We start from the raw sequence: 19,091 nt of genomic DNA on the forward strand, positions 1-19,091 counted from the left end.
CCCGCGTCTCCTCCTTACCTTCCTTTACAGATCGAAATTTTGTCGCTGCCCAGGCCGGTGAGGGCGGACACCGCCTCCACCAGCTTGAGCTGCACCGCCGGGTCGTCCCCGCCGGTACACACCACCAGGGCCCCCTGGAACTGGGGGTAGACCTGCTGGAGGGCCACCGCCTCCTCCCGGCCGGAGCCGGCGGAGACCACCACCGTGGTCCGCTCCTCCGTCTCCTCCTCCCCGGCACGGGCGGAGGAGATATCCTGGGCCAGCACCTGCCGGGTCCCAGAGCGCAGGGTCAGCACCACCGACACCTCCCCCGCCCCCTCTACCCGGGAGAGGGCCGCCTCCATCCGCCGCTCCAGGTCCTCCAGGTCGAAGTCCGCCCCGGCCAATGCCGGGGCCTCCTCCCCTGCCGCCTCCGTCCCGCCCCCGCCGGGGAGGGGCAGCGCCAGCAGGAGCACCCCCGCCAGCAGCACCAGCAGCACAAACTTGTACTTCTCCAGCGCTGCGGCCAGCTTTCTCCCCGCGTTGACTGCGCCTTCCGTCCCTTTCATGGCTCCTCGCCCCCGCTTTCGTAGGTTTGGCAGCTTGCCGGGATGGCCAGGTCCGTCTCGATGACCCGGCCCAGCGCCTCCCGCTCCTCCTCTGTGAGGGCCCCGGCGATCTCCACCGCCGAGGGGTAGGGCACTCCGTCCTCCGTCACCGAGCAGGTCACCGTCACCCTCTGGCAGGAGATGCCCAGCTCCTCCGCCTTGTCCAGAATATATGCGCCGGTCTCCTGGCCTATGATTGTCTTCATCAGCTCCAGGTTGGTTTTTTCCAGCTCGCTCTCCTCCAGCTCCAGGGGGACGCTGGCCGAGGCCAGGGCGCTGAAGTCTACCTCCAGCACCGGCTGGACCAGGGCGATGAGGAGGAGGAGCCCCCCCGCCATGCGCCCGATTTTCTTCCCGGTCCCCGCCGGGGTCAGGCTGTCGGCCAGGGCGGCGATCATGGCCGCGCAGGTGACCCCGGTGAGCCACTGCCGCAGCAGCTCCATCATGACGGCGAGGCCAGGGAGACCGAGGCCACCATGGACACCAGCAGCAGCAGGGCCGAGGCCCCGGTCATGCCCAGAATGAGGCCGAAGGCCCCGCCGATGCCGTCGATGAGTCCCGCCACCCGTCCGTCGGCCACAGTGGCCGCCAGGGCGGCGGTGAGCTTATAGGCCAGATAGTGGACACCCAGCTGCAAAAAGGGCGCCAGGCACATGGACAGCACCGCCAGCATCCCGAACACCCCCACCGCGCTTTTGAGAATCCCCGCCCCGGCCAGCACGGTCTCCGCCGCGTCGGAGAGTATGCCCCCCACCACCGGCACCATGCTGGAGACGGTGAACTTGGCCGCCTTCACCGCCACGGCGTCCGCCGTGCCCGCCACCACGCCGCTGACCGTCAGATATCCCACATAGGCCAGCAGCAGCACCGTGAGCACCGTGGTCACCGCCCACTTGAGGGTCCCGGCGATGCGCTTGAGCCCCTCGTTGCCCACCGCCGCGTGGGCGGCGCAGGCGGCGATGTAGCCGTAGACCAGGGGAAGGAGCAGTCCGTTGATGAGCCGCAGCAGGGCGCCGGAGAAGAGCATGGCGGCGAACTGCCGGGCCGCCGCTGCCCCCGGGTAACCGCTGGCCGCCGTCACCGCCGCCATGGTGGGCAGCAAAATATTGGAAAATGCCTCCATCCGCTCCAGCGCCTGGACGCCCATGCCGATGAGGGAGTGGACGTCGGCCACGGCGATGGCCGTCACCGCCAGGGCCGCCGTCATGGGGACCGCCTGGAGGGCGCCCCCCGCCGCCCCCGCCGCCTCATAGGTCCCCTGGGCCAGGGCGCACAGGAGGACCACCGAGAGGAGCAGCACCCCGCTCCGCACCGCCTTGCGCACCACGCCGGTGAGCTGGGCGCTGCCGGTGTCCAGCAGGCCGGCGAGCCCCTGGTTCAGGTCCACCTCCCCCACCGCCCCCTCCGGTGCGTATTCCCCGGCGGCGTCGGAGAGCCCGTCCAGCCCCAGGGCGCCGGACTGCTGTGCCAGCACGTCCCCGGAGGCCGCCGCCGGGGTCCAGGTCAGGCACAGGCACAGTAAGAGCATCCACATTCGTCTCATTCGTTCCGTCCTTCCTTTTCACAGCAGGCCGGTGACCATCCGCAGCACCGTCTCCAGCAGGGGCAGGGCCACATAGAGGGCGGCCAGGCCCCCCGCCGTCTCCACAAAGGCGGCGATGCCGCTCTCCTTGGCGTCCCGGCACAGCTCGGCGGAGAGCCTGGTGAGCACGGCAATCCCCGCCGTCTTGAGCACCGGGGCCACCACCGCCGGGGAGAGCCCCGCCGCGTCGGTGAGGGTGTCCAGCAGTCCCCGGACGGCCTCCAGGGCCCCCAGGACCCCGGAGAGAATCACCGCCCCCGCCGCCAGGGCCAGCACCACCCCCAGCTCGGCGGCGCCCTTCCGAACCACCACCGCGCACAGGGCGGCCGCCACCCCCAGCACGGCGAGTTTCAGCATATCCGGCATAATCCGTCACAGTCCGAAGAGGTCCTGGACCAGATGGAAGAGGTCGCTGATCTCCTGGACCACCATCATAAGCACCACCACCAACCCCGCCAGGGTGGTCATGGTGGCCTGCTCCTCCCGGCCGGAGCGGCTGAGCACCTGGTTGAGCACCGACACCAGAATGCCGATGGCCGCAATTCGGAAAATGAGGTCGATATCCATACGTTTTCCACATCCCCGCAGACGATTTATAACAGTATGAGCACCAGCATGGCCCCGGAGCCCAGGCCCAGGGCGGTGTAGACCCGGCCCAGCCGGTCCCGGTCCTCCTCCGCCCGGCGCAGGCACCGCTCCAGCTCGGCTGCGGCGGTCTGAAGGGCCTCCCGCTGGCCCGCCGCGTCATAGCGGCCCAGCACCTCCCCCAGCCCGGCGAGCACCTCCCGCTCCCGGTCTCCCAGCAGCAGGTCGCTCTCCTCCTCCAGGGCCTCCCGCCAGAGTGTGCCGAAGGACTTCTCCCCCAGCTCCCACAGGTGGTCCCGGCAGTGGGCGAAGAGAAAGCGGGCCGGCTCCCCGGCCTGGCGGGAGATCCGCTCCATGAGCTCCGGCATGGGGGTCAGGCGGAAGGAGAGCTCCCGCTCCGCCTGCTCCAGGGCCCCGGTGAGGGTCCGCAGACTCTCCACCCGCCGCCGGAGCTGGCCCGCCGCCCCCAGACCCAGGCCGGCGGCCCCCAGCATCAGCAGGACCACCCCCGCCAGCCTCAGCACAGGGCCCCCTCCAGGTCCTCCACCCGGCAGACCCGCCGGCCCTCCCGGACCTGGAGGAGCACCACCTTTTGGAAGAGGCCCTCCTCCGCCAGCCGGCGGCACACCGGCCGCCGCCGGATATCCTCCAGGGATCCGCCATGGACGGTGCACAGGAGCTTCACCCCGCACCCGGCGGCCTGGGCCAGGGCCTCGGCGTCTGCGGGGGCGGTGATCTCGTCGGCGGCCAGGACCTGGGGGTTCATGGCCCGCAGGAGCATCATCAGGGCGGGACCCTTTGGGCAGCCGTCCAGAATGTCGGTCCGGGCCCCCAGGTCGTTCTGGGGCGCGCCGCCGTACATGGCTGCCAGCTCCCCCCGCTCATCGGCCACCCCCACCCGCAGGGGGACCGTTCCAAGTCCGTCGGAAATCCGGCGGATGAGGTCCCGGAGGAGGGTGGTCTTCCCTCCGCCGGGGGGCGAGAGGAGCACCGTGCTCTGGAGCGCGCCCCCCTCCAGCAGCCGGGGGAGCACCCCCTCCGCCGCCCCCGGGACCTCCCGGGCCACCCGAATGGCCAGGGAGGAGAGCTGCCGCAGGGTGCGGATCTCCCCTGCCTCCACCGCAGCCGTACCGCACAGCCCAACCCGGTGCCCCCCCCGGACGGTGACGAAGCCGTCCCGGACCCGGTCCAATACTGTATGGACCGAGGCCTGGGTGGCCACCTCCAGCACCAGGGACAAATCTTCCGGCCGGACGGGGGTATCCTCCAGGCCGGGCAGGGGTCCCTCCCCCTCCGGCCACACGACGGACGGGGGCCGTCCCACCCGGAGCCGCAGCTCCTCCGCCCGGGCCTTGTCCCCTTTGGAGAGCCCCAGCGCCCCCTGCCGCAGGGCCCAGGGCAACAGGGCCGCCGCCTGTTCAAACCGCTCCGCAGCGTAATGCTCCCGTGGAGCCTTCATCGCCTTTCCGCTCCTCTCTTCTGTGTGGATGCTCCATCCTATGCGGGCTCGTCCCCGTCTATGCCCCCGGGCTGGATTTTTTGTCTGGGCCTTTTCCATCCAAACAGGAAGGACCCCCGGTTTTGACCGGGGGTCCTTCCAATGGGGTGCAATTCGTGCGATATGGTTTCCGAAGCCATTATTTGGCTGCTATTTTAGGGATAAACCTGGGGTCCAGGGCGTCCCGGAGGCCGTCCCCCACCACCTGGAGGCAGACCACGGTGAGGACGATGAGCAGGCCCGGCGGCAGCCACACCCAAGGCCGGGCGGTGAGGACGGTGAGGCTGGAGGCGTACTGCATCAGGTTCCCCCAGCTTGCCTGGGGGGGCCGGATGCCCGCCCCCAGGAAGCTCAGGCTGGACTCGGACAGGATGGCCCGGCCCACCCGCTGGGCCAGGGCGGCCCACACCGGAGCCGCAGCGTTGGGGAGGACGTTCCGGGTGAGGATGGTCCAGGGGCCGCCCCCCAGGGCCCGGACCGCCAGGATGTACTCCTGCTCCCGGACCGCCAAGGTGTTGCCGTAGACCAGCCGGGCGATGGAGGGCCAGCCCAGAAGCCCAATGACCAGGATCAGATTGCCCACCGAGGCCCCCGTCAGCGTCACCAGGCACAGCACCAGCACCAGAGTGGGAAAGGACTGGAACACGTCGGCCCAGCGCATGATCCAGAACTCCCAGGACCCCCCGTGATAGCCCGCCGCCAACCCCAGGGGAACCCCCGCCCCCACGCTGAGGGCGGCGGCGGCAAAGCCCACCAGCAGGGACACCCGCCCCCCGCAGATCAGCCGGGCAAAGAGGTCCCGGCCCACGTCGTCGGTGCCCAGCCAGTGCTCCGGGGAGGGGGGGGCCCAGAAGCCCGCCGCCCGGTCGGTGAGTGTGGGCTCCAGCCCCAGCAGAGGGGGCAGCAGGAGGACGGCCAGGACCTCCAGGGCCAGGACCCCCAGGCAGGCCATGGCCCGCCGGTCCCGCCGCAGCCGGCTGAGGACCCGTCCGGCCTCACTCATAGCGCACCCTGGGGTCCACCAGGCCGTAGACCAGGTCCAGCAGGAGGCCGGTCCCCAGCACCGCCAGGGCCATCACCGCCGTGACCCCCATGATGACGCTGTAGTCCCGGCCGCTGATGGCCGAGAACAGGAGGCTCCCCATCCCCGGCCAGCCGAAAACCCGCTCCACCACCACCGAACCGCCGATGATGTGGGGGATGTGGGAGAGGAGGGTGGTGAGCACCGGAATCAGGGCGCTGCGGAGGCCGTGGCGGACCACCACCGCCCCCTCCCGGAGGCCCTTGGCCCGGGCGGTGCGGATGTAGTCCTCCCCCAGCACCTCCAGGCAGGCGCTGCGGGTCTGCTTGAGGAGCCCCCCCACATTGGTCAGGCCGATGACTCCGGCGGGGAGAATCAGGTGCCGCAGCAGGTCCGAAAGGCTCCCGGACGCCCCGGATGCATACATGCCGGAGGCGGGCAGCCACCGGAGCCGCACGGCAAAGAGCCAGATGGCCGCCAGGGCCAGAAAGAAGCCGGGGACGGCGGAGCCCGCCACAGTGAAGCCGTTGGACAGGCCGTCCCACAGGGAGCGGGGCCTCCAGGCCGCCAGCACCCCCAGGGGAAGGGCGATGAGGACGGCCAGCCCCACCCCCGCCCCCACCAGGAGGAGGGAGGGCCCCAGCCGCTGGGCGATAAGGGAGGCCACGCTCTGGCCGTAGTGGACCGACTCCCCCAGATCCCCGCGCAAAAGCCCCGCCAGCCACAGCAGATAGCGGACCGGCAGGGGCTTGTCCAGACCCAGGGCGGAGGCCAGGGCCGCCTGTTCCTCCGCGCCGGCCGCCCCCTCCCCCAGCAGGTCGGTGGGGTCCCCGGGGGCCAGGTCGGTGAGCAGGAACACCAGCAGGGTGATGCCGAAAAAGACGGGTACGGCGGTGAGCAGCCGCCGGCGGATATACTGAGCCATGTGGAATCAATCCTCCTACACTTCCGGCACGGAGGCCCCGCCGGAGCCCGGTATGCCACCGCTCCGGCAGGATCTCCGGGCACAGGCGGACCCCTTCTGGGGCCGCCCTACGGAGGTATGTTTTCTATTTTCTGACCACCCACTCCCAGACGTTCTCGTTGGAGAAGCTGGAGGAGGCGTAGTCGATGCCCTCCACTGTGGGGGACTGGACATGGAGGGCGGCGCCGAACCACAGGGGCAGGAAGGGCCGCTCCTGGGCCAGAAGCCCCTCCAGCTCTTCCACCAGGGCGGTCCGGGCCCCCTGGTCCGTCTCCCCCTTAATGGCCTGGATGAGTTGGGTGTAGGGCGCCAGGTCGGAGACGTGGAAGATGTTGTTGTTTCCGGCAAAGCGGCTCTCCACAAACCACAGGGGCAGGGCTCCGGGGGTGTGGCTGGCGATGCCCATGTCATAGATGCCGTCGGCCATTCCGGCGAACATGGCCGCCGAGTCCACCGTCTCAATCTCGATGGCGATGCCCGCCTCGGCCAGATTCTGCTGGATGAGGGCGGCCAGCCCCGCGCGGTTGGAGGTGCAGGCCAGGGTGTAGCTCCTCCCGTCGTAGCCCGCCTCAGCCAGGAGGGCCCGGGCCTCCTCCAGGTCCCGCGCCGGGGCCCCGGCGGCCGCCTGAGCGTAAGGGCTGGCCGGGGAGATGCTGCTGCCCGTCACCATCCCCCGGCCCTGGGCGGCCTGCCGGCACAGCAATTCCCGGTCCAGGGCCAAATCCATGGCCCGGCGGATGCGGGCGTCGGAGATGGCCTCACAGTTGAGCATCAGCTCAAAGAAGGTGTTGGGGACCGTACCCTCCAGGACCTCCAGGCCGGCGGCCTCCGCCGCCGGGGCGTCCTCCGCCGTGACGCTGCCGCCGAAGGCGTAGTAGTCCAGATCCCCGGCGATGAGGGCGGTGAGGAGGTTGGACTTGTCCACCACCGTGATGACCAGGTAGTCAAAGTCCGGCGTTCCCAGGTGGTAGTCCGTGTGGGCCGCCAGGGTCAGGCGGCTCCCCGCCGCCTGTTCCACAAATTTACAGGGCCCGGAGCCCACCGGGGCCTCCCAGAGGTCCAGGTCCATCACCGCCGCTGGGTCCACCCCCTCCAGCAGGTGGGTGGGCAGGACGTAGAACTCCCGGTTCTTGTCCAGCAGAAACTCCTCCGGCGTGGTGGGGTCCTTGAAGGTGAGCCGGAGGGTGTATTCATCCACCGCCTCGGCCCCGAAGGCCTCCCCCTCCACCCGGTTACCGTTCTCGTCGGTGCCGGTGAGCAGGGCGAAGTTGGCCTTCCCCAGGGTGGGACAGGCCGGGTCGGTCATCAGGCGGAAGGTCTCCGCCCAGTGCTCCGCCGTCACCGGGACACCGTCGTGGAAGACAGCCTCCGGGTCCAGGCGGAAGACCACGGCATATCCCTCCCCGTCGCTCTCCCAGCTCTCGGCCCCCCGGGGGGAGAGGGTCCCGCCGGCGTGGACATAGGCCAGGCGGTCGTAAATTTTATCGTAGATGATGCGGGCGTAGTTGCTGCCTGAGACGCTGTAGTAGGGCATGAGGGCGTCCCAGGGGTTGGAGATGCCGTAGTTCACCGTCACCGCCCCTCCCGCGCCCCCCGGGGCGGCGGTCTCCTCCACGGACGCGCCGCCGCAGGCGGAGAGGGCCAGCACCAGGGCCAGGGCGGCCGCCAGAATACTCCGCCGCCTCATTCCACCGTCACCGATTTGGCCAGGTTCCGGGGCTTGTCGATGTCACAGCCCCGCATGAGGGCCACATAGTAGGCGAACAGCTGCATGGGAATGACATCCAGGCTGGGCAGCAGCATGGGGTGGGTGTCGGGCACGGTAATGACGTGGTCCACCGTCTTCTGGAAGATCTCCCCCCGGGACTCCACCGTCAGGCCCAGCACGTCGGCCCCCCGGGACTTGACCTCCACCACGTTGCTCACCAGCTTGTCAAAGAGGGGCACGCAGCTGGCCAGAGCCACCACCAGAGTCCCCGGCTGGATGAGGGAGATGGTGCCGTGCTTGAGCTCTCCGGCGGCGTAGGCCTCGGAGTGGATGTAGGAGATCTCCTTGAGCTTCAGGGATCCCTCCAGGCCGATGGCGTAGTCGATATTCCGGCCGATGAAAAAGATGGATTCGTGGTTGAAGTAGATGGAGGCATAGTACTGGATGGCCTCCCGGTTCTCCAGCACCCGCTCCATCTTGGAGGGGAGGGTGAGCAGCTCCTCCACCAGGGCGGCGTACTCCACCGCCCCGATGGTGTCCAGCAGCTCGGCAAAGCGCAGGGCGATGAGGTAGATCACCGCCAGCTGGGTGGAATAGGCCTTGGTGGTGGCCACGGCGATCTCCGGCCCGGCCCAGGTGTAGAGCACATCGTCGGACTCCCGGGCGATGGAGGAGCCCACCACATTGACGATGGAGAGGATGCGCCCCCCCAGCCGCTTGGCCTCCCGGAGAGCGGCCAGGGTATCGATGGTCTCTCCGGACTGGCTGATGACCAGACAGAGGGTCCGGTGGGTCACCAGGGGGTCGCAGTAGCGGAACTCCGAGGCCAGGGTCACCTCCACCGGCTTGCGCAGAAGCTTTTCCAGGATGTATTTGGCCACCATGCCCACATGGTAGGAGGAGCCGCAGGCGATAATGTAAATCTTATCTATCTCCCGGAGGTAGGAGGCGCTCAGGCGCAGCTCCTCCAGCGCCACCCGGCCGTTTTGAATCCGGGGGAAGACGGTGTCCCGGAAGGCCTTGGGCTGCTCCATGATCTCCTTGGCCATGAAGTGCTCATAGCCGCCCTTCTCCGCGGCGGAGACCTCCCAATCCACATGATGGCGCTCCTTCTCCACGGGCTGGAGGTAGGGGTGGCTGTAGACCTGGATGCCCTCCCGGGTGAGGACGGCAATCTCCCCGTCCTCCAGGTAGCACACCTCCCGGGTGTACTTGAGGAAGGCGGTGACGTCGCTGGCCAGGAAGCTGAAGCCGTCGCCGCAGCCCAGGATCAGGGGGCTGTCCTTTCGGGCGGCGATGAGCTGGTCGGGGCAGTCGGCGCACAGAATGCCCAGGGCGTAGGCCCCCTCGATGCGGTGGAGGACCTTGGTGACGGCCTCCATGATGTCCCCCCGGTAGTAGTACTCCAAAAGCTGGGCCACCACCTCGGTGTCGGTCTGGGAGACAAAGCGCACCCCCTTGGACTCCAGGAATTCCTTGATTTGGGCAAAGTTTTCGATGATGCCGTTGTGGACCACGGCTACCCGCCCCGACATGCCCACATGGGGGTGGGCGTTGACATCGGAGGGCTCCCCGTGGGTGGCCCAGCGGGTATGGCCCAGGCCCACGGCGCCGCGGATGGACTTCCCGCCCTCCACGATATCCGAGAGGACCCGGAGACGCCCCTTGGCCTTCACCACCTTTAGGCCGTCCTCCGGGGAGTAGACCGCCAGTCCGGCCGAGTCATAGCCCCGGTACTCCAGCCGCGCCAGGCCGTCCAGCAGAATGGGGGCGGCCTCCTCCGCGCCGATGAATCCGACAATACCGCACATATGGCTTCTTCCTCCTGTGTTCCAAGGCGTCTCCCCGGCGCAGTCCGCCGGAGCGCATCAGCCTGCTGTATTATATCATCCGCCGGGCCCCGCGACAACAGAAATTTGAGCGGCGAAAAAATCCCCCGTCCGCCTCGGACGGGGGCATGTGCTCAGCCCTCGGGCGGCTCCCCGCCCCGGTGGTCCGGAAGCAGGGCGTTCACCGCCAGGGCGATGGCCACCCCCACCGCCGTCTCGATGATGCGGGCGGCGGCATAGAAGAACCGCTCCGCCCCCATCAGATTGTTCACCAGGATGATGCAGGGCACCACACAGGCCATGGTGCAGGCGGCGGGCCGGTTGAGCAGCAGGCACAGCCAGATGCCGGCCACACAGACCAGCCCCAGGGCCAGGGCCTTCACCAGGGGATGGCGCATCGCCTCCCCCGGCACCAGGGCCAGCACTCCCAGGACGCCGCCCACCGCCACCCCCAGCAGCCGGGACAGTCCGATCTGGAAGCTCTGCCCCAGGGAGCTCTGCATACAGACCACGCAGGCGATGCAGGCATAGAGGGGCCCCAGCTGACCCAGCAGTCCCCCCAGCTCCTCCCGGTAGATGAGGTTGAAGGGGACGAAGATCAGATAGGACAGCATCACCGACACAGCGGTTTTGATGGTGCGCATTCCCACGCCGGGGAGCTGCAATTTCATTGTCTTCGCCTCTTTAGTCAGTTTGCCCCGTTAGGGCTTGTTTGAAACATGTCAACATGCCCAACCGGCGGGGCTTTTGCCCCCTGGACGGCGCAATTTTTCCTTGAAATCCGCCAGGATTCCTGGGTCAAAATTGCTTGCCAGGGGCCCAAAATCCCTCCCTGCCGGACACATCGCCAATTTTCAAACAAGCCCTAGCCTGAAAAATGGGGAGGCACTGCTCTACAGCAAACTTCATGCGATGCCTCACTTATAAAGTTTTATCGTAAGCTAACTTACCGCTTCCCTGAAAATTGATGATCCCGCACTTCGAAAATCCGTTCTTTTTCAAAATATGCTGCATCCGTTTATTGGCAAAGCCGGTATCCATGCGGATATTTTTTATGCTCTTTGAACGGCATAAGCTCTCGATTAAAGATAGCGCTATGCTGCTCAGGCCTCTGTCTCTAAATGCTTCACAGAATGCCATGCGGTGAATCACTGCGTATGGCAGGCCTGTGTTCCACTTTCCATCTATGTTCTCATAGGCAGGCTCACCGGAAAAATCAATACACATGTAACCTGCAATTTGTTTGTCAGATATGAGCACATAGCCCTTTCCAGTTTGTATATCCTGTTGGATGGTGTCTTGATTTGGATAATCGTCCGTCCATTGCGCAAATCCCTGTTCCCTTTGAAATTGCTTTGCCTCTTTGATGATGCTGTAACATTTCTGTGCGTCATCAAATCCCGCCAGCTCAAGCACATACATTCCTACCCCTCCTTGCCATCATTCTTTGCTATCGTTTCTGTCCGCCGGGCAAACGCCACGGCTTGAAAGGCAGGCGCCCCGCAGCGGGGTATTTTGTTTCGCTGGCCGACAGCTTTCCACAGATCTGCGAGGAATTTCATAAAAAATTGCGCCGCCTGGGCAGAAACCGCCCGCCGGTTGGGCATATAGCAACCCCCTACTCCATCCGGGATACCAGTTCGCACAGGTGCACAGTCTGCCCATGCGCAGGCGCAAGATTCTAACCTGATGGCGCACGAGATCTCAAAGGGGCCCGTCAGAAGGGCAGGTTGAGTCCTCCGGTGAGCTGGCCCATGGCGGAGGCGGCGTCGGCGGAGGCCGCGCGCATGGCCTCGTTCACCGCAGCCACCACCAGGTCCTGGAGCATCTCCACGTCGTCTGGGTCCACGGCCTCGGGGTCGATGGTCACGGACTTGAGCTCGTGCCGGCCGGTGACGGTGGCGGACACCACGCCGCCCCCCGCCTGGGCGGTGTACTCCTTCTGCTCCAGCTCCGCCTGCATCCGCTGCATGTCCTGCTGCATCTTCTGGGCCTGCTTGATCATGTTCATATTGATGCCGCCGCCCATGCCGCCCATGCCCCGGCTGCCGAATCCTTTCGCCATTGCTGCGTCACTCCTTAATGATGATATTGTCACACTGCTGCCCTCGGGCCAGCAGGTTCTCCAAGGGGTCGTGGGTTCCGGCGGACCCGCCGGAGGGCTCCTCCGGCGCCCTCCCCTGCTGCACCCGGACCTGGACCGGACGCCCCAGCTGAGCCTGGGCCTGGGCCCGCGCCGCCTCCAGCACCGCCGGGCGCTCCACCACCCGCTTTACCACCTCTTCGCCCACCCACAGGGTCAGGATGCCGCCGCTCCAGCGGCCCTGGACCATGTCCGGCCGGCTCAGGTAGGCCCAGGCGTTCCGGGGGACCTTCTCCCGGAGTCCGGCCACCAGGGCCGGCCAGGGGATATCTGCCGCCGGGGCGGAGGGCTCCGGCCCGGCCTGGACCGGCTCCGCAGGGGCCTCCCGCAGCGGCGCGTCTTCTGCCGGCGGGGCTTCCTCCCAGGGAGGGCGGTCCTCCGCTGTCTGGCCGGCCGGGGCCCCGGACGGCTCCAGGGCCGCCGGGGCCGGGGCTGGGACCGGAGTCTGAACGGGAGCTTGGGCCGCCGGGATGGATACTCCGGCGGAGAGCTGGGCCTCTACCCGGTCCAGCCGGGCGGCCAGGCCCAGGGGGCTGTCGTCCAGGCGCTCGTCGCACAGCCGGATGAGGCACAGCTCGGCGTCGGTGCGGCGGCTGCTGCTCCGGGGCAGGCCGGCCAGCACCCCCTGGAGGGTGGTGAGGAGCCACACCAGCCGGGGGGCGGTAAACTGCTCCGAGAGACCCCGGAGGGTGGCGTCGTCAAAGCTGCCGCTGAGGAGGGCCGCCCCAGCGTTGGGGGCGGTTTTGCAGAGGAGGAGGTCCCGGACCAGGGCGGAGAGCTCCCCCAGCACGGCGGCGATGTCCCGCCCGCCGCCATAGAGCCGGTCCAGGTCCTCCAGGGCCCCCCGGGTATCCCGCCGGGCCACCCGATCCAAGAGCCGGGCGGTCTCCAGGCTGCCGGCCAGGCCCAGGGCGTCCAATACCTGCCGCTCCCCGATGGGGCCGGCCGGGCCGGCGCACTGGTCCAGCAGGGAGAGGGCGTCCCGGAGCCCCCCATCGGCCAGCCGGGCCAGGAGATTGGCCCCCTCCTGGGTGAGCTCGATGCCCTCCTGTCCGGCCACATACGTCAGCCGTCCGGCGATATCGGCGGGCAGGATGCGGCGGAAGGCGAACTGCTGGCACCGGGACTTGATGGTGGCCGGTACCTTGTGGAGCTCGGTAGTGGCCAGAATGAACATCAAATGCTCCGGGGGCTCCTCCAGAATCTTCAGCAGGGCGTTGAAGGCGGCTGCGGTGAGCATGTGGACCTCGTCTATGATGTAGACCCGCTTCCGAACGGCGGCGGGGGTGTAGACGGCCTCGTCCCGAAGGGCCCGGACCTGGTCCACGCCGTTGTTGGAGGCGGCGTCCAGCTCCAGCACATCCAGGATGGAGCCGTTTTCGATGCCCCGGCAGGCGCCGCACTGGTTACAGGGGTTGCCGTCCACCGGGTGCTCACAGTTCACCGCCCGGGAGAGAATTTTGGCGCAGGTGGTCTTTCCGGTGCCCCGGGTGCCGGTGAAGAGGTAGGCATGGGAGATATGGCCGGAGGCCACCTGCCGCTTGAGGGTATCGGTGATGTGGGCCTGCCCCACCACGTCGTCAAAGGTGCGGGGCCGCCACTTTCGGTATAGAGCCTGGTACATTCCTGTATCACCTCTTGGCAGGGGGGCAGCGGACCGCCCCTGCGGCATAGAAAAAGGGGCCCGGTACCCGCCGCGCCCCTTTGTGTGTTCCCGCGCCTGTGTTCCGGCGCGAAGCAAGACCGCACACCGGCCTTTGAAGCCTGCGCTATGCCCGTAACCCCGGCAGCCAGCTCAAGAACGGCCGCCCCGCGGCACACGGGAGGGTCCGCTTAATGCTGCTCGGTTCCCCGCCTGACATGGTTCACGGGTTCCCGTTGCGCGGGACCGGTCTATCATCGCCGCTTACCAGGGGCAGACGGCACAGCGCAGGTCCGGGGGCCGGAATTCATCCCTGCTGCAGCGGGTTGCAGGTACAGGGCACCGCTAACTCCCCGACTAGTGCGGTCCTGCTTCGCGCCGGACCCTCAGGGCCCGGCGCGAGCCGGTATAGATTATTGTACTACATTCTGCGGAATTTATCAATCCCGGATTTTTGCCGGACGTGTCAAGATGTTGCAGGGGGTATTATGTTTATTGCGCACCACTTTTCTGCCCTCCAGTGACAGCTCGTTGCATCATGCCGGCTGCCATAATGTAATGAGTGGAACACTCCGTACCGCCATATCGACGAGACTTGTCGCAGCAGAAATGTCCCTGAGATTTACGTCCCTTTCTTGCCGAAAAGACCATCCTTGTGTTGTAGCCCCCGCAGATTAGGGCTTGTTTGAAAAATGTCAACATGCCCAATCAGCGGGTCTTTTGTCCCCTGGACGGCGCAATTTTTCCTTGAAATCCGCCAGGATTCCTGCGAAAAAATTGTTTGCCAGCGGCCAAAATCCCTCGCTGCTGGACACGTTGCTATTTTTCAAACAAGCCCTAGATCGTGTCTACAGACATTGCGAAAAAATTGTTTTGGTCATGGATCATTTAAATATCCGCTCCACCGCTCCGCTGTAGAAAGCCTTTGAGCCTGATATAGCCAGGCGGATTGCACAGCGTTTGGAAATTCACGGTAGGGAACGCCGGCCTTGACCGCCGCCTGACGGGCCACGTTCTGGTCCAGGCCGGCGGTGAGCACGCCGCCGAAGATGACCTCGTCCACCTGCTCAGGGGCCGCGCTGGCCCGATAGAGCGCCTCCTTGACTACGGCGGCGCACATCTCCACGGCGGAGGCGTCCTTTAGGCCCCCGCCAAAGGAGCCGCTTCGGTGCGGCAGCAGTTGACGATGTAGATGTCTTTCATATCCATACCCCAATCCTTTTGTTTCAATTTGGAAAGCTGTGCCCCGCCTCTTCCGGAGGGGCACAGCTTGTAGAAGATATGCCGCGCGGGTTACTTCACGCCCATCCAGCCGGATATGACCATCCGCTGGACCTCGGAGGCACCCTCATAGATCTCGGTGATCTTGGCATCGCGCATGAAGCGCTCGAAGGGATACTCACAGGTGTGGCCGTAGCCGCCGGGGAGCATCCACCTTGGCCTGCATGTCGGCCAGCTGGAACTGGGTGTTCTGGAACTGGCTGATGCGCTTGCCGAACTGCACGCGCTCCTCGGTGTACTTTACGCACTCGTCGATGGCCGCCTGAGCAATGCCCATGGCCTGAGCGCCGATGCCAATCCGGCCGCCGTCCAGGGGGCAAAAGCCCCGCCGGTTGGGCATGTTGACATGTTTCAAACAAGACCTAGTATCATTCCATACTAAAGGACAAGAAAGCGGCCAGCCGCAGAGACGGCTAGCCGCATAGCGCTTAAATCTGTTGCTGTTTTGTTTTTGCCGCTTACTGGAGCAGCTGGAGGACGCCCTTCGTCGTCGCGGACTTCGGATCACGCGCTTCGCCGCAAGCGGCAAAGCGCATTCCCTCCGTCGCTCCTCCTCTCCCCGCGCGGCTTACGCCGCGCGGGGGCCCCTGCCCCAGGGCGGGGCGGACAAGAAACATTTATGAGACGTTGAGCGTACGGAAGCGGATTTCCGCTTACTGGAGCAGCTGGAGGACGCCCTGGGGCACCTGATTGGCCTGGGCCAGCATGGCCTGGGCGGACTGGACCAGGATGTTGTTCTTGACATAGGACATCATCTCTTCGGCCACGTCGGTGTCCCGGATGGTGGACTCGGCGTCCTGGATGTTCTCCTCCATGACGGAGAGGTTGTTGATGGTGTGGTCCAGCCGGTTCTGGGTAGCGCCCAGAGTACCCCGGACGTCGGACACATAGTTGATGGCGTTCTTGATGGTGTCCAGAGCGGAGGCGGCCCCGTCCTGAGTGGCGATGCTCAGATCCCCGATGCCGATGGCGGCGGCGTCGGTGGCTTTAATGGAGACCTTCAGCTGGTTCCACTCGTCGCTGGTGTCGCCAATCTGGAGGACCAGGGCGGCGCCGTCAGATTCTGCCACAAAGTCCAGGTTACCAGCACCATCCTCCGACACGGTGACGCCAACGCTCTCCAGAGCCTTATTGATATTGTCGATGGTCTCCGCGTCGGTGGCGCCGATCAGGACGGCGGTGGCGCCCTCCGTGGTGGGATCATCCAGCGCGTCGGCCACCAGCTCATAGGTCGTGCCGTTCAGCGTGAAGCTATCGCCCGCAGCCAAGTCCTGGCCAGTAGCGCCGGCGGTTATGCCGGCTTGGACCTGCTTATAGGCGTCGGCGCCGTCCACAAAGGCGGGGGCGCCGGCGGTCACGGTGGCATCGCTGGTAGACATATTGGTCACCTTGGCGCCCTGAGCCCCGGCCTCCTTGGCGGTGAAGACAACCTGTGTGCCGGTGCCGGTGGTGATGTCGAACACAGCGGACAAGTCGCTGTTCTGCGCCAGCGCGTCCACCAGCGCGGTTGCATTCGTATTGGCGGTGGCAGTGGCCGTAAAATCCACCGTAACAGTTTTCAATGTGCCGTCGGCAGCGGTGAACTCCACAGTCGCGGTCTGCGCACCCGCAGTACCAGCAGCGACGGTCATGGTGCTGGCGGCCTTTGTAGCGGCCACGTCGGTCACGGTGGTCACAGCGTTCAGGTTCACAGAGGTGATATTCACCTCCGGATCCGCCAGGGATCCGTCCAGGAGCTTGATGCCGTTGAAGTTGGCGGACTCGGAGATGCGGTCGATCTCGGTCTTGAGCTCGGTGACCTCCTTCTGGAGCTGCTCCCGGTCGATGCCGTCGTAGGTGCCGTTGGCGGACTGCTCGGCCAGCGAGTACATGCGGTTGAGCATGTCGTGGACTTCCTGCAGGGCGCCCTCGGCGGTCTGCACCAGGCTGATGCCGTCCTTGGCATTGTCCTGGGCCTTGCCCAGGCCGGTGATCTGGGCCCGCATCTTCTCGGAGATGGCCAGGCCGGCGGCGTCGTCCCCCGCCCGGTTGATCTTGTAGCCGGAGGACAGCTTCTCCAGGTTGCCGGACAGGGCGTTGGTGTTGTTGGTGTAGTTGCGGTAGGCGTTCATCGCCATGATGTTATGCTGGATCCTCATTTCGTGCGCTTCCTTTCTTTGAAATGATTTTGGGGCTTTGCGCGTCGCCGCGCCGTAATCCTCTGGCGCGGGGTCTTGCTTCGGCGGTCCGGCGCAGCCTCCGTGGCCTTTGGCGGTCTGAGCCCTCCCGCGCACTTCTCTATTTCAACCGGCTCGCGAGGCCGGGTGAAACCATTGGAATGGTCATCGTCATAATATTTGGAACGCCCCTCCGGGCTTCGGACGCGGCCCCAGGGGGGAGGCGTCCTCTCGTTTCCCAACGGTCCCCCGCCGGTTTGGGTGCGCTGAGCGAAGCCGCGGTCCCTTGTCCGCCCCTTCGCTCAACGCGCCCCCACCGGGGGCATGGGCCTGCACCGGCGTTCCCACCGGCAATTTTTTCCTGCGTTTTTTAAGAAACAGCCTCCTGGACCTGTCCGGCCTGATACTGGACCAGCCCCTTGGCCTTGATGTTGACGGCGGCGTTGACGCCCCGCCTGTGCTCCGCCCCGCACACAGGGCAGATCCACCGCTGTGCCTTGGGCGGGATGCTCTCAGTCACCGCACCGCAGGCGGAGCAGACCTTGGTGGTGGGGACAAAACGGTCCACCTCCAAAAGCTGCTTGCCCTGCCGCTCCAGCTTATAGCGGAGCATCTCCCGGAACATCCCGAAGCCGGAATGGAGGACCTCGCCGCCACCCAACGCCCCGGAGATCGCCCGCAGAGAGTCGCCCCGGATACATACGGCGTCCCAGGCGTTGGCTATCCGCCGGGACTCCTTGTGGAGGAAGTCGCGCCGCTGGTTGGCGATGCGCTCATGGAGCAGGCGATATGTTTGGACTTGCTCTTGATAATTCCTGGAACCTGGCTGTAAGCGGCTGAGCTTCTGCTGGATGGCGGCCAGCTTCTCCTGGGACTGTTTCAGCCACCGGGGCGGGTCGGCGGCGGCTCCGCCATCCGTCACATAAAAGTGCGTGACGGAGTATTTCAGACCGATGGTCCGCTCCGCTGTGGGCTCCACCGGCTCCGGCTTATGCACCGGGCAGGCGAAGAGCAGACAGCCGTAATACCTGCCCGTCTTGGTCCGCTCCACCGTGATCCGGGTGAGCCTCCAGCCGCTTCGGGGGCGGCGGGGGAACTTGGCCCGGACCAGGCCGGCCTTGGTCATACGGACGGCGTTTTGGGTGATGTAGATGGTGGCGCTTTCCCCCATCACATGGTTGCAGGCGGTGAAGCGGTCCCGTCCGTCCTTTTTGCGCTTGAACCTGGGATAGCCGAACGCCGCCGGATTGCGGAAAAAATTCCGAAACGCCTGGGAGAGCTTGTTGTGCTCCTGAATCAGCGCCTGATTGTCCACCTCTCTCAAAAAGGGGACTTCCTTCTTGTATTTGGCCGGAGTGGGGATGAAGTGTTTGTCCGTGGCGTAGTAGAACTCCTCGTGATCCGCAAGCATCCGGTTCCAGATGTACCGGCAGCAGCCGAAGGTCTTTTGAAAAAGTGCCTCCTGCTCCGGCGTGGGATAGAGGGGGACCTTGATGGTGTTGTATTGGATGCTGGATTTTGACTGCTTCCCATCCGCTCCCCGTTTGCTTCCCATTGCTGTCACCTCCCGCCAGCTGTTCCAAAAAGTGTACTTTTTGGAACAGAAAAAATTTTTTCAAAAACGGCTTAACTTTGCCCCAAAACAGCCGATAAAGCTAATGAAACGGAAGTGAAAAAAGCGGTTGTGCAGCTGTTCTAAAAAGTACACTTTTTGGAATGGCCTTTTTATTTAAAAAGACGAAACATTATCTTGCGGAATTTGCAAAATTTCCGCAAAAAAGCGCGAATTTCCGTATAAAAACGGAGATTCGCGCTTTTTGACGGGGCGCCGGCGGAAGGGAACCGGCGGGGGCTGGGCAAGCCCTCACCAAAAGGGCAGGAAAAGACGCAAATAAGCAAAAAAATACACCGGACTTAGCCATACCGACTAAATCCGGTGTACTTTTTCATGTTCCAATCCCGCCAGACAGCCGCCGAGCGTTGTTTCATTCAAGTCACTGTCTTATGGGCACGCGGCCAGGGCTTGTTTGAAAATTGGCGATGTGTCCGGCAGCGAGGGATTTTGGGCCGCTGGCAAGCAATTTTTTCGCAGGAA

General features: G+C 65.5%; 17 protein-coding genes, 1 other RNA gene and 2 pseudogenes. All 20 read right to left on the reverse strand.

Features of this window, described 5'->3' with window-relative positions; genetic code table 11:
- Window positions 1-14: 14 nt before the first annotated feature.
- The 20 genes and pseudogenes from Q0K09_RS02860 to Q0K09_RS02955 all read right to left on the reverse strand — a co-directional run bounded on the left by Q0K09_RS02860 (window position 15) and on the right by Q0K09_RS02955 (window position 18,551).
- Window positions 15-548 carry a stage III sporulation protein AG gene (locus Q0K09_RS02860; protein WP_294472610.1) on the reverse strand — a complete coding sequence of 178 codons (534 nt, stop codon included), beginning with the start codon at window positions 546-548 and terminating at the stop codon, window positions 15-17.
- Window positions 545-1,033, reverse strand: coding sequence for a stage III sporulation protein AF (locus Q0K09_RS02865; RefSeq protein WP_294472614.1), 489 nt, complete (start codon window positions 1,031-1,033; stop codon window positions 545-547). The genes Q0K09_RS02860 and Q0K09_RS02865 overlap by 4 nt, the downstream gene beginning before the upstream one ends.
- Complete coding sequence (locus Q0K09_RS02870) at window positions 1,030-2,130, reverse strand: stage III sporulation protein AE (RefSeq protein WP_294472617.1); 1,101 nt, start codon at window positions 2,128-2,130, stop codon at window positions 1,030-1,032. Before Q0K09_RS02870 ends, Q0K09_RS02865 begins: the two co-directional genes overlap by 4 nt.
- An 18-nt stretch (window positions 2,131-2,148) precedes the next feature.
- On the reverse strand, window positions 2,149-2,526 hold the full coding sequence (locus Q0K09_RS02875; RefSeq protein WP_294472620.1) for a SpoIIIAC/SpoIIIAD family protein: 378 nt from the start codon (window positions 2,524-2,526) through the stop codon (window positions 2,149-2,151).
- A 15-nt stretch (window positions 2,527-2,541) separates the two neighbouring features.
- Window positions 2,542-2,736, reverse strand: coding sequence for a stage III sporulation protein AC (gene spoIIIAC, locus Q0K09_RS02880; protein WP_294472624.1), 195 nt, complete (start codon window positions 2,734-2,736; stop codon window positions 2,542-2,544).
- Window positions 2,737-2,762: 26 nt separating this feature from the next.
- On the reverse strand, window positions 2,763-3,278 hold the full coding sequence (locus Q0K09_RS02885) for a stage III sporulation protein AB (RefSeq protein WP_294472627.1): 516 nt from the start codon (window positions 3,276-3,278) through the stop codon (window positions 2,763-2,765).
- Window positions 3,272-4,213, reverse strand: coding sequence for a stage III sporulation protein AB (locus Q0K09_RS02890; protein WP_294472630.1), 942 nt, complete (start codon window positions 4,211-4,213; stop codon window positions 3,272-3,274). Before Q0K09_RS02890 ends, Q0K09_RS02885 begins: the two co-directional genes overlap by 7 nt.
- A gap of 178 nt (window positions 4,214-4,391) precedes the next feature.
- Window positions 4,392-5,255 (reverse strand): ABC transporter permease, encoded by an 864-nt coding sequence (locus tag Q0K09_RS02895; RefSeq protein ID WP_294472633.1) that lies wholly within the window; start codon window positions 5,253-5,255, stop codon window positions 4,392-4,394.
- On the reverse strand, window positions 5,248-6,198 hold the full coding sequence (locus Q0K09_RS02900) for an ABC transporter permease (protein WP_294472636.1): 951 nt from the start codon (window positions 6,196-6,198) through the stop codon (window positions 5,248-5,250). The genes Q0K09_RS02895 and Q0K09_RS02900 overlap by 8 nt, the downstream gene beginning before the upstream one ends.
- A gap of 124 nt (window positions 6,199-6,322) precedes the next feature.
- Window positions 6,323-7,924, reverse strand: a complete 1,602-nt coding sequence (locus Q0K09_RS02905; RefSeq protein WP_294472638.1) for an ABC transporter substrate-binding protein — start codon at window positions 7,922-7,924, stop codon at window positions 6,323-6,325.
- The gene (gene glmS / locus Q0K09_RS02910; protein WP_294472640.1) at window positions 7,921-9,756 is read right to left on the reverse strand and encodes a glutamine--fructose-6-phosphate transaminase (isomerizing); all 1,836 of its coding nucleotides are present in this window, start codon (window positions 9,754-9,756) and stop codon (window positions 7,921-7,923) included. Before glmS ends, Q0K09_RS02905 begins: the two co-directional genes overlap by 4 nt.
- Window positions 9,757-9,908: 152 nt before the next feature.
- Window positions 9,909-10,445, reverse strand: coding sequence for an FUSC family protein (locus Q0K09_RS02915; protein WP_294472642.1), 537 nt, complete (start codon window positions 10,443-10,445; stop codon window positions 9,909-9,911).
- Between the two features lie 250 nt (window positions 10,446-10,695).
- On the reverse strand, window positions 10,696-11,196 hold the full coding sequence (locus tag Q0K09_RS02920) for a GNAT family N-acetyltransferase (RefSeq protein ID WP_294472644.1): 501 nt from the start codon (window positions 11,194-11,196) through the stop codon (window positions 10,696-10,698).
- Window positions 11,197-11,491: 295 nt separating this feature from the next.
- Window positions 11,492-11,839: a YbaB/EbfC family nucleoid-associated protein gene (locus Q0K09_RS02925; protein WP_294472645.1), complete on the reverse strand. Its 348-nt coding sequence runs from the start codon at window positions 11,837-11,839 to the stop codon at window positions 11,492-11,494.
- Between the two features lie 7 nt (window positions 11,840-11,846).
- On the reverse strand, window positions 11,847-13,541 hold the full coding sequence (gene dnaX, locus Q0K09_RS02930) for a DNA polymerase III subunit gamma/tau (protein ID WP_294472647.1): 1,695 nt from the start codon (window positions 13,539-13,541) through the stop codon (window positions 11,847-11,849).
- 119 nt (window positions 13,542-13,660) lie between these two features.
- Window positions 13,661-13,925: signal recognition particle sRNA large type (gene ffs, locus Q0K09_RS02935), an RNA gene on the reverse strand.
- 610 nt (window positions 13,926-14,535) lie between these two features.
- Window positions 14,536-14,762, reverse strand: a pseudogene (locus tag Q0K09_RS02940) (acetyl-CoA C-acyltransferase); the annotation flags it as partial.
- Between the two features lie 90 nt (window positions 14,763-14,852).
- Window positions 14,853-15,153, reverse strand: a pseudogene (locus Q0K09_RS02945) (acyl-CoA dehydrogenase family protein); the annotation flags it as partial.
- A 340-nt stretch (window positions 15,154-15,493) separates the two neighbouring features.
- Entirely contained in the window at window positions 15,494-16,978 is a 1,485-nt protein-coding gene (locus Q0K09_RS02950) for a flagellin (protein WP_294472648.1), read from the reverse strand.
- Between the two features lie 388 nt (window positions 16,979-17,366).
- The gene (locus Q0K09_RS02955; RefSeq protein ID WP_294472650.1) at window positions 17,367-18,551 is read right to left on the reverse strand and encodes a transposase; all 1,185 of its coding nucleotides are present in this window, start codon (window positions 18,549-18,551) and stop codon (window positions 17,367-17,369) included.
- Between the last annotated feature and the right edge of the window lie 540 nt (window positions 18,552-19,091).

The sequence above is a fragment of the uncultured Intestinimonas sp. genome (assembly GCF_944387725.1).
GTDB lineage: Bacteria > Bacillota > Clostridia > Oscillospirales > Oscillospiraceae > Intestinimonas.